We start from the raw sequence: 13171 nt of genomic DNA, 5'->3' as shown, positions 1-13171 counted from the left end.
CCGGATGACAGGGTATTTCTATAGAAAAGGGGGCGGATCTATGATTACGTGGAGAGAAGAACGACAGCTCGATATCCCGATTGAGGAAGCATGGCACTTGTTTGATCACACGCGATTGCAGCGTTTGATTCCAAACGTCGTCCAGCATGAGGTGATTGAACGAAAACCGGGTGTCGTCGGTTCGACGTATCGTCAAACGTACATGCAGGGCAACCGACTCGAAACCTACATCGTGACCGATTTAGCCTATACGAATGAGCCGGACTTTAAACAAAATACGATTGGATTCACGTTAGCTAAAATATTTAAGATTGAGATGACGTTTACGCTCAAACCACTTGGACACGCTCGTTGTCTGTTGATTTATACAGGAAAAAATGAAGGGGCAAACTTCGTTGGGAAAAGTCTCTTGTCACTCGGTGGCGAACGAGAAAACGAGAAAATTGTTCAGGCCTTGTTGCAACGTGTCGAAGAAGAGGCAGCGAAACAAAAGAAGAACAATGCATGAAAAAACGGATTCCCGCGCCTGAAAATCCGTTTTTTCATATCTTATCGATTCGTATACGATTTGTGACCACTCGGTAAAACGGATAGGCAGTCGACACCTTGATAACGTTCTCGTTTTCTATCGCTGGATCGAGCGATTTTGGATTATCAAAAAGCTTAGTTACCGACTACTATTTTTAAGTATAAATACGGTTATTAAATTTTCATTTAATCCAAAGATTATATCGTTACGATAGTCGACGCAAACGAGAAATCTGTGAATCATCTTGAAGCTCCTTTAATGGTCGAAACCGAACAGCTCGTAATTCTTGTTGATCAAGCGATAGTTCAGGATCGATCCCGAGTCGAGGTTCAGGACTATCTAAGACACGGCGAACGAGAAAACATGTCTCTGTTCCTTGATCCATTGAAATCTCGTAAAGTTTCCGTTCGACCGTGACGTGAAGATGCGTTTCTTCTAACACTTCTCGCACGACGGCATGCTCTTTAGTTTCACCGTTCTCGACACCTCCGCCGGGTAACGTCCAAAATGTCCGGGAAGGGGTATGTAACTCGACCATTAGAATCTGTTGCTCTTCAATCAACGCAGCGCATACGCGATGTCGCATATCGCATTCCTCCTTCAACGTGTTCAAAAAAGAGACCGAAACGACAGTTCCGGTCTCTTTTAAAATCATTGTGCGTATAACGCTGTTAATTGCTGTTGGATCGTATCGTTGTTCAAATACTCATCGTATGTCGTTTCTTTATCGACGATACCGTTTGGTGTCAACTCGATGATGCGGTTCGCGATCGTTTCGACGAACTGGTGGTCATGCGAGCTGAAGAGCATTGCGCCTTTATAAGCGATCAAACCATCGTTGAGTGCCGTGATCGATTCGAGATCCAAGTGGTTCGTTGGATCGTCGAGTACAAGGACGTTAGCACCACTGAGCATCGCTTTTGAAAGCATACAACGGACTTTTTCGCCCCCGGATAAGACAGATGCTTTTTTCATGACTTCTTCTCCTGAGAAGAGCATCCGACCGAGGAATCCACGGAGGAACGTATCGCTCTCATCTGCCGGTGAATACTGACGGAGCCAATCGAGGATCGTCTTATCCGAGCCTTCGAAGAATTCCGAGTTATCTTTCGGCAAGTATGATTGGGAAGTCGTGACGCCCCATTTGAATGTACCGCTGTCCGGTTCCATCTCACCCATAAGGATTTTGAATAGTGTCGTGATCGCGATATCGCTCTGGCTGATGAACGCGACTTTATCCGTCTTGTTCAACGAGAAGCGGACATTATCAAGGACTTTGACGCCATCGATCGTCTTCGAGAGACCATCGACCATCAAGAGATCATTTCCGATTTCGCGTTCTGGCGTAAAGCCAACGAACGGATAACGACGTGATGATGGACGAATGTCGTCGAGTGTGATTTTATCAAGCAATTTCTTCCGTGACGTCGCTTGTTTCGCTTTCGAAGCGTTTGAGCTGAAACGTGCGATGAAGGCTTGAAGTTCTTTAATCTTCTCTTCTTTTTTCTTGTTTTGGTCACTTGCCATACGCGAAGCAAGCTGACTTGATTCATACCAGAAATCATAGTTTCCGATATACAGTTGGATCTTACCGTAATCAAGATCCGCCATGTGCGTACAGACGTTGTTCAAGAAGTGACGGTCGTGGGAAATGACGATGACCGTGTTTTCGAATCCGATCAAGAATTCTTCAAGCCATTTGACAGCTTTCAGGTCGAGTCCGTTTGTCGGCTCATCGAGTAAAAGAATGTCAGGTTTACCGAACAATGCTTGGGCAAGCAAGACTTTAACTTTTTCAGATCCTGTCAGCTCAGCCATCGTTTTCGAGTGAAGGTCTTCCTTGATGCCAAGTCCTTGTAGAAGCATCGCTGCTTCCGACTCCGCTTCCCAACCGTTCATTTCAGCGAATTCACCTTCGAGTTCAGCAGCACGCATGCCGTCCTCATCTGAAAAATCTTCTTTCATATAAATCGCATCTTTTTCTTTCATGACTTCATAGAGACGTTTGTGTCCCATCATGACTGTTTCGATGACTTGGAATTCTTCGTATTCGTAATGGTTCTGGCGAAGGACGCCTAAGCGTTCGCCTGGTGTGATGATGACATCGCCTTGTTGTGCTTCAATGTCACCAGCGAGAATTTTCAAGAACGTTGATTTACCGGCACCGTTCGCACCGATCAGACCGTAACAGTTACCTGGCGTGAACTTGATGTTAACGTCTTCGAATAATTTTCGGTCCGCAAAGCGAAGACCGACGTTTTGTACTGTAATCATATAGAGATGAACCCTCGTTTCTAGTAAGTGATGTGCTCATTCGAGTGTACCACAAATCATGATCTGTCGTAGAGCAGGCAAAGTTCTTTCCATATTAGGACAGAAATTAAAAATAAGCAACCGGACATTTAAAATAATGAAACATTTTCCAGATGGATGCGTAGAAGAAAGTAAGGAATTCGCTAGAGGAGGGGTTAGATGGCCATCTTTTTCACGTTATTGTTTTTCGCCCTCATCGTTTTGCTTGGCATGGAACTCTATCGCTATATCCAAGAAAAGATTGATAAAGGAGATTCAGAATGAGAGAAATCAAACCGAAGAAAAAAATTCGTCCATCGATGATCATCGCCGGTGTACTTGTATTAGCCCTGCTGGCTACAACGCCGTTCGTCGTCGAACAAATCGAACCCGGACAAGTTGGTGTCGTTTATACCCCGTCAAGCGGTGTCAAAGATGAGACGTTATCACAAGGCTGGCATGTCGTTTCACCAATCACGCGGGTGACGGAGTATCCGATCCGGACACAGACGAAGTCGCTTGAGAACATGACACTTGCAACCAAGGATGGAAAGAACATCGTCGTTGACTTTACATACAGCTTCTCCGTCTCACCGGATAAGGTGACGAAAGTCTTCAACAAGTTCGGACCGATCGAAATCGATGAGATTGCCAAAGGTTACTTGAAACAACGACTCTATGATGCGTCGCGTGAGCAAATCTCGAAAGTTACCGTCCTTGAACTGTTCGGTGAAAAATCAGGAAACGTCTCGACGAGCATTCAGACGCAGTTTGCAGAAGACGTCAAGGATATCGGTTTCATCATCGAGGATGTCGCACTCGGTGCACCAAAACCAGATGAAAAGACACAGGAAGCAATCGATGCGCGTGTCAAAGCGTCGCAGGAACTCGATAAAAAGAAAACGGATCTTGAAATCGCTAAAGCAGAGGCAGAACGTCTTCGCGTAGAAGCAAAAGGAGCAGCCGATGCGCGTTTGATCGAAGCTCAAGGGTTGGCAAAAGCACAAAAAGAATTACAGAAGACGTTGACGAAAGAAATGATTCAATACGAAGCTGTCAAGAAGTGGGACGGGAAATCACCACTCGTCAGTGGATCAGGGAGTATGGTTCAACTACCGATTCCTGACGGTACGACACAAGAAAAAAACTAATTGAAATATGTCTAAGATAAACCGCTTAAAGACCACAACGGTAGACGTGAAAAAAGCAGATTCTCAGCGCTGAGAATCTGCTTTTTGATTAGCGCGAAGCTTGTTCAAATCCTTGAGCGATGGCAATGATGACTTGTGTTGCTTTGACCATATTATCGACCGAAATGAATTCAAACTTGCCGTGGTAGTTCTCGCCACCAGTAAAGATGTTCGGTGTCGGAAGACCCATGTATGAAAGTTGTGATCCATCCGTTCCACCACGGATCGGCTTAATGATCGGTGTGATGTCAAGCGACTCCATCGCTGCATGAGCGATATCAATGATGTGCATGTGGGGTTCGATTTTTTCGCGCATATTGTAGTACTGATCGTGTAAATCGATTTCCACACTACCTGCGCCATACTTTTTGTTCCACTCATCGACAAGGGCAGATAAGAAGTGTTTCCGTCCTTCGAATGCCTCACGATCAAAATCACGAATGATGTAGTCGAGTGTCGTTTTTTCGACAGAACCGTCAAACGAAATTAAGTGGAAGAATCCTTCGAAACCATCCGTGAATTCAGGAGACTCTTCTCCAGGAAGACGATCGTGGAATGCCATCGCATGTTTCTGCGAATTGACCATCTTATCTTTTGCTGTTCCTGGATGGACATTCGTTCCATGGAAGACGATTTTGGCCGCAGCCGCATTAAAGCTTTCGTATTCGAGTTCACCAAGCGGACCGCCGTCGACCGTATAAGCATACGTGGCATCGAATGCTTCGACATTGAAGTGATGTGGTCCACGACCAATCTCTTCATCTGGTGTGAAGGCAACACGAATGCGACCATGCTTGATTTCTGGATGTGAAATCAGATGATGCATGGCTGTCATGATTTCTGCGATTCCGGCTTTATTATCGGCACCGAGTAATGTCGTACCATCCGTTGTCATTAAGGTATGACCAACATAGTTGTGTAGTGCCGGAAAATCAGTTGGAGACAGGATGACGGACGGTACTTCACTTAACGTGATGGGATTTCCGTCATATGCTTCCACGAGTTGCGGACGGACATTCGTACCTGTAAAGTCCGTTGCCGTATCAAGGTGAGCAAGGAAACCAATTGTCGGAATGTCTGCATCTGTATTAGCGGGTAACGTAGCCATGACATAACCATTGTCATCGACCGTGACCTCTTCCATGCCAATTGTCTTTAATTCTTCTACGAGCAAACGAGCCAGTGTCCATTGCCCTTCAGTTGTTGGAACAGTTGTACTCTCATAGTTCGACTGTGTATCGACTTTCACGTATGTAGTTAGACGATCAATCAATTCTTGTTTCAAATCAAAAACGTCCCTTCTCGTCATAAGATACCTTCATCATAGCATGAACGACTAATGTGAGAGAATTCTGAATCATGATAGACTAATAATGAAAAAGGGGGAATTCTTCATGAGAGCATTCGTAGTCGATCAGTATGGAAAAGACGCATCACTGACAGAAAAAGACGTCACACCTGAAAAAGCGGGGAAACACGAATTACGGGTTCAAATCGAGGGGTCGAGCATCAATCCACTTGATACGAAGATGTTCTTCGGACATGTGGCGGCGGCTTCGACGACTGGAATTCTCCAGGGCGATGTAACGGGGAAAGTCATTGAAATCGGCGAGGGTGTGACGTCTTTTTCTATCGGCGATCGCATCGTCGCATTCGGTGGCGGACTTGGAACACGTGCCGGTGCGCTAGCGGAAGAAATGCTTGTACCTGAACAGATGGCAGTCTTACGACCGGAAGGGGTCTCGGCTGAGGTTGCTGGTTGTTTACCGGTGATTGGGTTGACGGCGATGGAAATTTTAAAAGAGCGAATCGCGATTACCCCAGGCATCCGTGTATATGTAGCAGGTGGAACGGGTGGAGTAGGACATCTTACCGTACAACTTGCTCGTCATTATGGATGTGACGTCACAGCGAGCGCCTCTTCTGACGAGAAGGCAGCTTGGCTAGAAGCAAAAGGGATCCGCGTTCATCGGTACAAGGAAGAATCGGCTGAAGCGTTGCTAAACCGACTGGATCTGGACGGATTCGACGTCGTCATTGATACAGTCGGCGGTGACCATTTACAAGAATCGTTCATACTCGCTAAAGAACGGGGACGTATCATTTCGATCGCGACACGGACGACACAAGATTTAACGATGATGCATAGTAAAGCTTTGTCACTTGAAGCTGTGTTCGTCGCGCTTCCGTTGCTGAAAGGAAAAGTAGATGAGATGAAACAACAGCAACGTCACTTATCAGAACTCGTTCATTTAGTGGAAGAGGGTGTCCTCGAGATTCGGATTGAAGAGCAGATTCCTTATGAACGCGATGCATTAAACGATCTCTATCAACGATTTGATCAAACATCACACTTTGGTAAAGTGAGTGTATATCCAACCCCTAAAAAATGATTCTCCATTCATTTTACATTTCCTGTTAAAAATATAAAAAAATCCGCTACTGAAAAATTCGGTAGCGGATTTTTTAGATAACAGATCATTTACGGCGAACAAGAATGCTTTTTGGAGCGAGTTGTGGCATGGAAGGAGGAGTCGGGAAATCTTTCTGCTCCGGTTGCTCCCACACGACTTCGAATTTTTGACGCAACTTGTTGAATGCTTGCTCGACAGCTTTTTTCAATTGTGATGCATCAAGAGCAGGACTATCTGTCGTAATCGCAAGCAGTCCTCCACGATTCGTCAGATGAATGACTTTTTGGATCCAAAGGGCGAGATCCTGTTCCGTCCGAAACTGACGTGTCCGTGTATTGACTTGTACGGGTGGATGGAACAAGACGACGTCAAAACGAGTCTTCTTATCCGCTTGTTCGATGTAGTCGAACGCATCCTGAACTAAAATCTTCTGTTTTTCGGGAGTAAAACTGTTCAACATTAGATTATCTTTTGTCTTATTTCGACTACGTGTCGAGAAATCAACGCTTGTCGTTCGAGCAGCTTCACCATAAAGAACAGCTACCGTTAACGTTCCTGTATCGGAAAAGAGGTTAAGTACGGTCTTTCGTTCGACGGAATCGAGAAGGATTCGGCGAAGTTCACGTTGGGCAATGTCAAAACCAGTCCGCATACCAGCATCCAAGTCATATTCATACAACACGCCATATTCTTGTGCGACTTCAGGAAAATCGCCTCGTTCGCCCTTCAAAAAGTCGTCGCCTTTGACCGGTTGAAGATCGACGAGGAAGTCTCGTTTTTCATAAATGCTTCTATAATTCAGTAGTGATTCAAGAGCTTCAAGAATCAGTGGGCGGAATGTATAGATGCCTTCATTTTCGAATGTAATGAGGTAATGATGATCATAACAGTCAATCGTCAAACCACCAATACCATCTCCTGCACCGTTAAAGATACGGAAGGCTTCTGAATACTCTTCAAAAAATTCATTTCGTTTGTCTAACGCTTTTTCAAAAAGTTGTTTGAAGAAGGCGACATCAATCGCTTCTTGCTCGTCCATTGAGAGAGTCCAACCGACACCTTTTTCCTGCTTGCCAAAATAACCGGTCGCGAGGTATTCTTTATGTTCTGTCATCAGATGAAGCAGTCCGCCTGCCTCTTTGACATGGTGCAAAGCTTCGAACATTTCCTTGCGTAAGGCGGGATACCCGCTTCGAATCGATTCAATCCATTTTGGTTTGACGACAATCGGATAAAGTTCACGAGACATGTTAGTTTCCTCATTTCTACTTGTGGATAAGTGCCATAAGTATACCATAAATGGGGTTATCCACATGTGGATAACTGGATATAATAAAACCGCTATTCTTTGCATAATGAACTGCTCCCTGTCAAGTAGACAGGACAAATAATAAAAATCTCTTAAACGGCTTGAGCTCTGTATTCTAACGGAGCCAAGCCGTTTAACCGTTGTTGGTACCGTTCTTCATTATAGAAGTGAATATATTTCTGGATTGCGAGTCGGAGTTCGTCGAACTCCACAAACTTATGTAGATAATAACTTTCGCACTTCAACGCTCCCCAAAAAGACTCCATCGGTCCGTTATCAATACATCTTCCAACCCGAGACATGCTTTGTGTAATGCCTGCCACGCGTGTCATATGACGAAACGCATGAGACGTATATTGAAATCCTCGATCACTATGAAGCAAGGGACGACTTCCCGGTGCGCCCTGTAGGGCGAGTTCGAGAGTATCGAACACGAGCTGATTATTATTGGAGTGCCCAAGAACGAAGGCACGGATGGATCCATCATATAGGTCTAGTATGGCGCTCAAATATGCCTTCTGAGAGGCGCCGTACTTCAGTTCCGTGACATCCGTCACCCATTTTTGGTTCGGTCCTGCCGCGTTGAAATCACGGTTCAGAATGTTCTCTGCGGTCTGTTGAGGGCGATTACGAATATACAAAGGACGTTTCCGGCGTATGACGCAATGAATACCGGCGATATGCATCAGACGACGGACACGCTTCGCGTTGACGTTTCTTCCGAAACGGCGTTTCAGGTTCAATGTCATCCGTCGGTAGCCATAAATTCCGTTCACCGCAAGGTGGATCTCGTTCATCTCTTCGATGATTTTCATGTTCTCCGTTTCACGTGTCTGCGGTATGCCAATCCGGCGTAACCACTTGTAGTAGGCAGCGCGCGAGACACCAGCGAGGTGACATAGGGCGATGATCGGGTAACCAAATTGCTCTACCGATGATTGGATGGCTTCATATTTATCTTGAAGACGAATTTGACTTAACGTGACCTCCTCTCGATCTCCTCTAACTTTTTTAAGAAATCATTCTCCATGCGTAGACGCTCATTTTCTCGCTCGAGTCGTTTCAGCTCTAACGCCAAACGTTCTTCATCCGTCAATTCTTCTACTGGCTTCTGACGCCCGCGACGGTCCATCAGTGCGTCGATTCCGTCCTTCTCGAACTTTCTTACCCAACTATAGATTTGTTGGTATGAGACCCGATGGGTCTCCATGATGCGTTGATAGTCTTTTCCGCTTTGTATACAGTCCATAACTGCCTGAACACGTTCTTCGAATGTGGTGGTTCTACCTCTAGTCATAATGGATCGCTCCTTCAATGGTTTCCCTTTAGTACTATGACTAGTATACTTCTCTATCCACTTCGCAAGTAGACCTTTATCCGAGATATCAAACCGTGCCGTAGCGCTAATAAGCGATTCCTTTTGGTCGAGTACTGCACGTATAGCCTCCATCTTCAGTTCTTCCGGATAACGCGTCCACTCTGTTCGATTACGAAGTGCTATGGAGCCGCCCGTACGATATTTTATCCTCCATCTATTTAAGGTGCTGACTGAAAGCTCGAAGAGCGAGGCAATCGATTTGATCGAGTCGATTCCGTCTTCACACATCTTAATGATTCTTAGTTTTTCATCTGACGAAAACTTAGATGTAGTCATAGAAAAAGCTCCCTTCAAAAAAGTAAACAGTTTTTGTTATTTCAACTGTCTACTTTTTGGGGAGCATATCATAAGTCAAAGGAATAACGGTTTTTGTTATGATAAGCAGAGAACTGAAAAATCTATAATGATTTGGAGTGAAACATAAAAAATGAAAAAACATGTTCAAGTCGTAGGGGCTGTCATTCGCAACGATCATAATGAAATATTGTGTGCACTTCGTAGTAGCCAAATGTCATTGCCCAACTTATGGGAGTTTCCTGGTGGGAAAATTGAGCTACATGAAACGCCTTCACAGTCTTTAGTTCGCGAGATCAATGAAGAATTAAAATGTAATATTAAGGTCAAACAACCAATTGAAAAAACGACGTACGAGTACGATGCTATTATTGTTACATTGCATACGTTTGAAGCTGAAATCGTAACAGGAGAACCGATTGCCGTAGAACATGCAGAGCTTCGCTGGGTATCTGTTTCAGACCTTGATCAGCTTGAATGGGCTCCTGCTGATATTCCTGCAGTTGAGTACATTAAGAAAGAGTTTGCCACTCCTTAAACAGTTCAATTGATAGTGGAGAATGAAGTGACCAAGTCACACTAATCGGTTTAGAACCTGTACTTTGAAGATGCTTTAACTGGCCAAAGTATGTGAACGGTAGCGTTTTTCCTTGTTCTTTATCTGCTTTACGCATAAACAAATGAATACGAATTCCTTCGCTCTCATGGTTTTGATATAAAGTACCCGCTTTACCTGTAGCAGTTGCATTACTTTGAGACTGCCAGTGGAAACGATATTGATCTAAGAAATAATCGTTATATTTTAGTTGCTCATCAATGGCTTCATCTTTGTGTAAATTCACGAATAAAATGTAGTCGTCACCAGCTTGAGCTACGCCCTCACGCCAAGAACCTTCCTGACTTGGTGAACAAAGAAGACGTTGGATAACAGAACGATTGTATGTTTGATGTAATAGAAACGCCTGGTCTTCGATCAACCAGTTGATTCGATCTGGTAGTTGATGAAATGCAAGTAGACCTGCTTGGATAAAATGTATCATATATGAACGTAATTCAGTTGATTGTTGAAGTGCTTGGCCGACTGTATTTGAAAAGCGATAGCGCTCTTTTGATACAGCATCTAGCAATTGAATACGATCATTTTTAAACGCAGTAGACCAGCGTTTAAAAAGATGATGAATAATAGGTCGCTTTGAGAAAGAGTGATTCGTCGATAAGGCGAATTCTTTGAAAACTTCTTGTTCAATATCTTGAACTGAAGCAGAAGGATGATGCAGTAAATGTTTTAAAATCAGTAAGCTGAAGGGCTCACGAATTGGGAATAGTCCTTCGAGCTGTTCCACAATTTTGCGTGTAGTGTCATCGAGCAATAAACGTAGTTCTTCGTCGGTAGCATGTTTTTCAAGTTGTTTAAGACGTAATGTACTTCTCCATTGCTGAACAATACTTTCAATAGCTGGTGCGTCTTTATGCGTAACTAAATCATTTAAACTCGGAGGATTTCCGATCATGCGTGTCAGCCTTTGATAACTTTCACGGAGCTGTTTGCTAGCTGAAAACTCTATTTTTTTCATTTGTTCAATAATAAATCTTTCTGTAATTGAATCTAGAATGGCTAAAGATCCTTCCGGTAAAATCGGAAAATGCTGTTTTACAGCAGTAGCAATTTTATAACGATCAATAGAATGAAACGATTGTTGACCAGACAACACAAGCGGTGCAACAAAAGCCTTTTGGCTATTTCCGATAAAATCTAAAATCGTAACAAATTCTTTTGAGCTATGTTTACGTAAGCCTCTCCCCAATTGTTGAATAAAAATAGTAGGAGACTCCGTTGGACGTAAAAATAGCATTAGATTGACTTTTGGAATATCGACGCCTTCGTTAAACAAGTCAACTGTAAAAATATATTGCAGTGGATCTTGATCGTCCTCTAGTCGGCGAATGGCCTCTTCGCGTTCATCTTCGGACTGTTTACTTGTAACAGCCATTGCTTCAATCTGATGTCGTTTAAATTCCTGCTCCATAAACTCTGCATGATTAATATTGACGCAGAATCCTAGTCCAACAGCCTGATTACCACTGAACCCAAATTTACGAATCATTTCAACAATATAATCTGTTCGTGTTGATCGTTCGAGTGCAACAACAAGATCTTGTTCTACATAAAATCCGTTTTGTTGAGGAATAAGAGAATAATCAATCGATTCATCATCTTGAATCCCAAAATAATGGAATGGTGAAAGTAAATCTTGTGCTAAGGCATCATACAGACGTACTTCGTAAGCAACATTATAGTCAACAAGCTGAAAGATATTTTGACCATCCATTCGTTCTGGTGTTGCCGTTACGCCAAGCAAAAATTGGGGCTTAAAATAGTTAAGAATGTTTTGGTAAGAAGCAGATGAAGCATGATGGAATTCATCAATGATGATGTAGTCAAACGTATCCTTTAAAAATTGATTAAGATGAACCTCTTTTGAGAGTGTTTGAACGGTAGCGAAGGTAAATTGTGCATCTTGAATTTGTTGTGATCCTGAATATCTACCAAATGTATAACTTTCATTTGAAAAAACTTGTCTAAATGTATGCTCAGCTTGTGATAGCAATTTTCCGCGATGTGCAACAAATAACACTTTTTTAGCCTGAGCTTGACGAACATCAAATGCTGCTAAGTACGTTTTCCCCGTTCCTGTTGCCGCAATGACCATTGCTTTTGTTTCTTTTCGCTCGCGCAAACGATCCAGTTCTTCTAAAGCCGGAATCTGCATGAGGTTTGGTTCAATAACGGTGTAATCGACAGCGGGTTCGGCAATTGTATCGCGGATAGAAAATGATTTTATAGGTGGTGTTTCTTGTTGGTACTGTTCGTATTGAAGTAATAATTCTTCTGTACATACAGTCGCTTCGTGGCTGTTCCAAAGCTGTTCAAACAAGCTTTTCGCTTGAGTGACTAATGTTGTGACGGGTGTAGAAGGTATACGAATGTTCCATTCCATACCGTGTGTTAAAGCCGACTTTGATAAATTAGAGGAGCCAACAATAGCACTATCCAACTGATCAGGACGAGAAAATAAATATGCTTTCGGATGGAACGCATGATTTTTTTTAATCGGTTCATAAATTTTTACTTCGATATTGCTGAATTCCATCAAATGCCGGATAGCCTTCGCTTCTGTAATATTCATATAAAATGAAGTCAAAATGCGAATTGGTTTGTTTTGAGCTTCTGCTTCTTTTAAAGCTGGTACAAGCGTTTGGATTCCAGAATGTCGTGTAAAACTCACCATCCAATCAGCAGCAGATGCTGTCCATAATTCTTGATTGATATGATGCAATAACTGTTCTTGTTCGAGTTGGCCAGGAGCGATGAGTTCCCAAGCACGCAAAGAATTTTTATATTGTGTAGGTAAAGCATGAGTTGTGCTAGTAGAGAGTTCACGATGAAGTGGCGAGTCGATCGGAGGTTGATTTAAATGCAGGAGCCATTCATTGACTGTTTCAACCATTTGATCAGGTTCATCTTGTTTTTGTAAATGGTCTAAAGATTGATATAGTACTTGATTGAGATGTGTAAGTAATTCTGTTGTGTAGTCATGTGCTGGTACAGAGACACTTGTTGTATCGGATTGTGAGTTAGTTTCAGTTGAAGAACGTAGTGTTTCATAATAAGACATGGTTATCCTCCGAATGATAGTAAATGGTATTTACAATGAATAAATCATCAATAATATACCAATAAATAGATAAATAAAGTAAAAAAAT

General features: G+C 43.1%; 10 protein-coding genes. 4 read left to right on the top strand and 6 right to left on the bottom strand.

From position 1 onward, the window contains the following. The first annotated feature begins 40 nt into the window (after positions 1 to 40). Positions 41 to 508 (top strand): hypothetical protein, encoded by a 468-nt coding sequence (locus tag MKY22_RS15715; RefSeq protein WP_035411867.1) that lies wholly within the window; start codon positions 41 to 43, stop codon positions 506 to 508. Between the two features lie 226 nt (positions 509 to 734). Here MKY22_RS15715 and MKY22_RS15710 read toward each other — a convergent pair whose 3' ends face one another. Together MKY22_RS15710 and MKY22_RS15705 are read right to left on the bottom strand one after the other, a co-directional pair. Continuing rightward, the gene (locus MKY22_RS15710; protein ID WP_052019147.1) at positions 735 to 1115 is read right to left on the bottom strand and encodes an NUDIX domain-containing protein; all 381 of its coding nucleotides are present in this window, start codon (positions 1113 to 1115) and stop codon (positions 735 to 737) included. A 65-nt stretch (positions 1116 to 1180) separates the two neighbouring features. Further along, positions 1181 to 2803 (bottom strand): ABC-F family ATP-binding cassette domain-containing protein, encoded by a 1623-nt coding sequence (locus MKY22_RS15705; protein ID WP_035411871.1) that lies wholly within the window; start codon positions 2801 to 2803, stop codon positions 1181 to 1183. A gap of 299 nt (positions 2804 to 3102) precedes the next feature. Between MKY22_RS15705 and MKY22_RS15700 the strand changes: the two genes are divergently transcribed. Then, entirely contained in the window at positions 3103 to 3972 is an 870-nt protein-coding gene (locus MKY22_RS15700; RefSeq protein WP_341089892.1) for a prohibitin family protein, read from the top strand. A gap of 88 nt (positions 3973 to 4060) precedes the next feature. Here the strand turns inward: MKY22_RS15700 and pepT are convergent, their stop codons facing one another. Continuing rightward, complete coding sequence (gene pepT / locus MKY22_RS15695; RefSeq protein ID WP_133208493.1) at positions 4061 to 5296, bottom strand: peptidase T; 1236 nt, start codon at positions 5294 to 5296, stop codon at positions 4061 to 4063. Positions 5297 to 5405: 109 nt separating this feature from the next. Between pepT and MKY22_RS15690 the strand changes: the two genes are divergently transcribed. Next, a complete protein-coding gene (locus tag MKY22_RS15690; RefSeq protein ID WP_214748828.1) occupies positions 5406 to 6404 on the top strand; it encodes a zinc-binding dehydrogenase in 999 nt (332 codons plus the stop codon). A gap of 85 nt (positions 6405 to 6489) precedes the next feature. Here MKY22_RS15690 and MKY22_RS15685 read toward each other — a convergent pair whose 3' ends face one another. Together MKY22_RS15685 and MKY22_RS15680 are read right to left on the bottom strand one after the other, a co-directional pair. After that, complete coding sequence (locus MKY22_RS15685) at positions 6490 to 7674, bottom strand: class I SAM-dependent rRNA methyltransferase (protein WP_214748825.1); 1185 nt, start codon at positions 7672 to 7674, stop codon at positions 6490 to 6492. 152 nt (positions 7675 to 7826) lie between these two features. After that, a protein-coding gene (locus MKY22_RS15680) for an IS3 family transposase (RefSeq protein ID WP_341089885.1) occupies positions 7827 to 9388 on the bottom strand; the annotation gives its coding sequence in 2 pieces (ribosomal slippage) (positions 7827 to 8755 and positions 8755 to 9388; 1563 coding nt in all). Between the two features lie 151 nt (positions 9389 to 9539). Between MKY22_RS15680 and mutT the strand changes: the two genes are divergently transcribed. Then, entirely contained in the window at positions 9540 to 9944 is a 405-nt protein-coding gene (gene mutT / locus MKY22_RS15675) for an 8-oxo-dGTP diphosphatase MutT (RefSeq protein ID WP_058704348.1), read from the top strand. Here mutT and MKY22_RS15670 read toward each other — a convergent pair. Then, a complete protein-coding gene (locus tag MKY22_RS15670; RefSeq protein WP_133208436.1) occupies positions 9919 to 13083 on the bottom strand; it encodes a DUF3427 domain-containing protein in 3165 nt (1054 codons plus the stop codon). The genes mutT and MKY22_RS15670 overlap by 26 nt on opposite strands. Positions 13084 to 13171: the final 88 nt, after the last annotated feature.

The organism is Exiguobacterium sp. FSL W8-0210, from assembly GCF_038006045.1.
Classification (GTDB): Bacteria; Bacillota; Bacilli; order Exiguobacteriales; family Exiguobacteriaceae; genus Exiguobacterium_A.
The sequence above is the reverse complement of the archived record's forward strand: the minus strand, read 5'-3'. Positions and strand labels throughout refer to the sequence as shown.

Coding starts and splice junctions, on each gene's coding strand:
- MKY22_RS15715 (WP_035411867.1), top strand. CDS start 41: ATGATTACGTGGAGAGAAGAACGACAGCTCGATATCCCGATTGAGGAA.
- MKY22_RS15710 (WP_052019147.1), bottom strand. CDS start 1,115: ATGCGACATCGCGTATGCGCTGCGTTGATTGAAGAGCAACAGATTCTA.
- MKY22_RS15705 (WP_035411871.1), bottom strand. CDS start 2,803: ATGATTACAGTACAAAACGTCGGTCTTCGCTTTGCGGACCGAAAATTA.
- MKY22_RS15700 (WP_341089892.1), top strand. CDS start 3,103: ATGAGAGAAATCAAACCGAAGAAAAAAATTCGTCCATCGATGATCATC.
- MKY22_RS15690 (WP_214748828.1), top strand. CDS start 5,406: ATGAGAGCATTCGTAGTCGATCAGTATGGAAAAGACGCATCACTGACA.
- MKY22_RS15685 (WP_214748825.1), bottom strand. CDS start 7,674: ATGTCTCGTGAACTTTATCCGATTGTCGTCAAACCAAAATGGATTGAA.
- mutT (WP_058704348.1), top strand. CDS start 9,540: ATGAAAAAACATGTTCAAGTCGTAGGGGCTGTCATTCGCAACGATCAT.
- MKY22_RS15670 (WP_133208436.1), bottom strand. CDS start 13,083: ATGTCTTATTATGAAACACTACGTTCTTCAACTGAAACTAACTCACAA.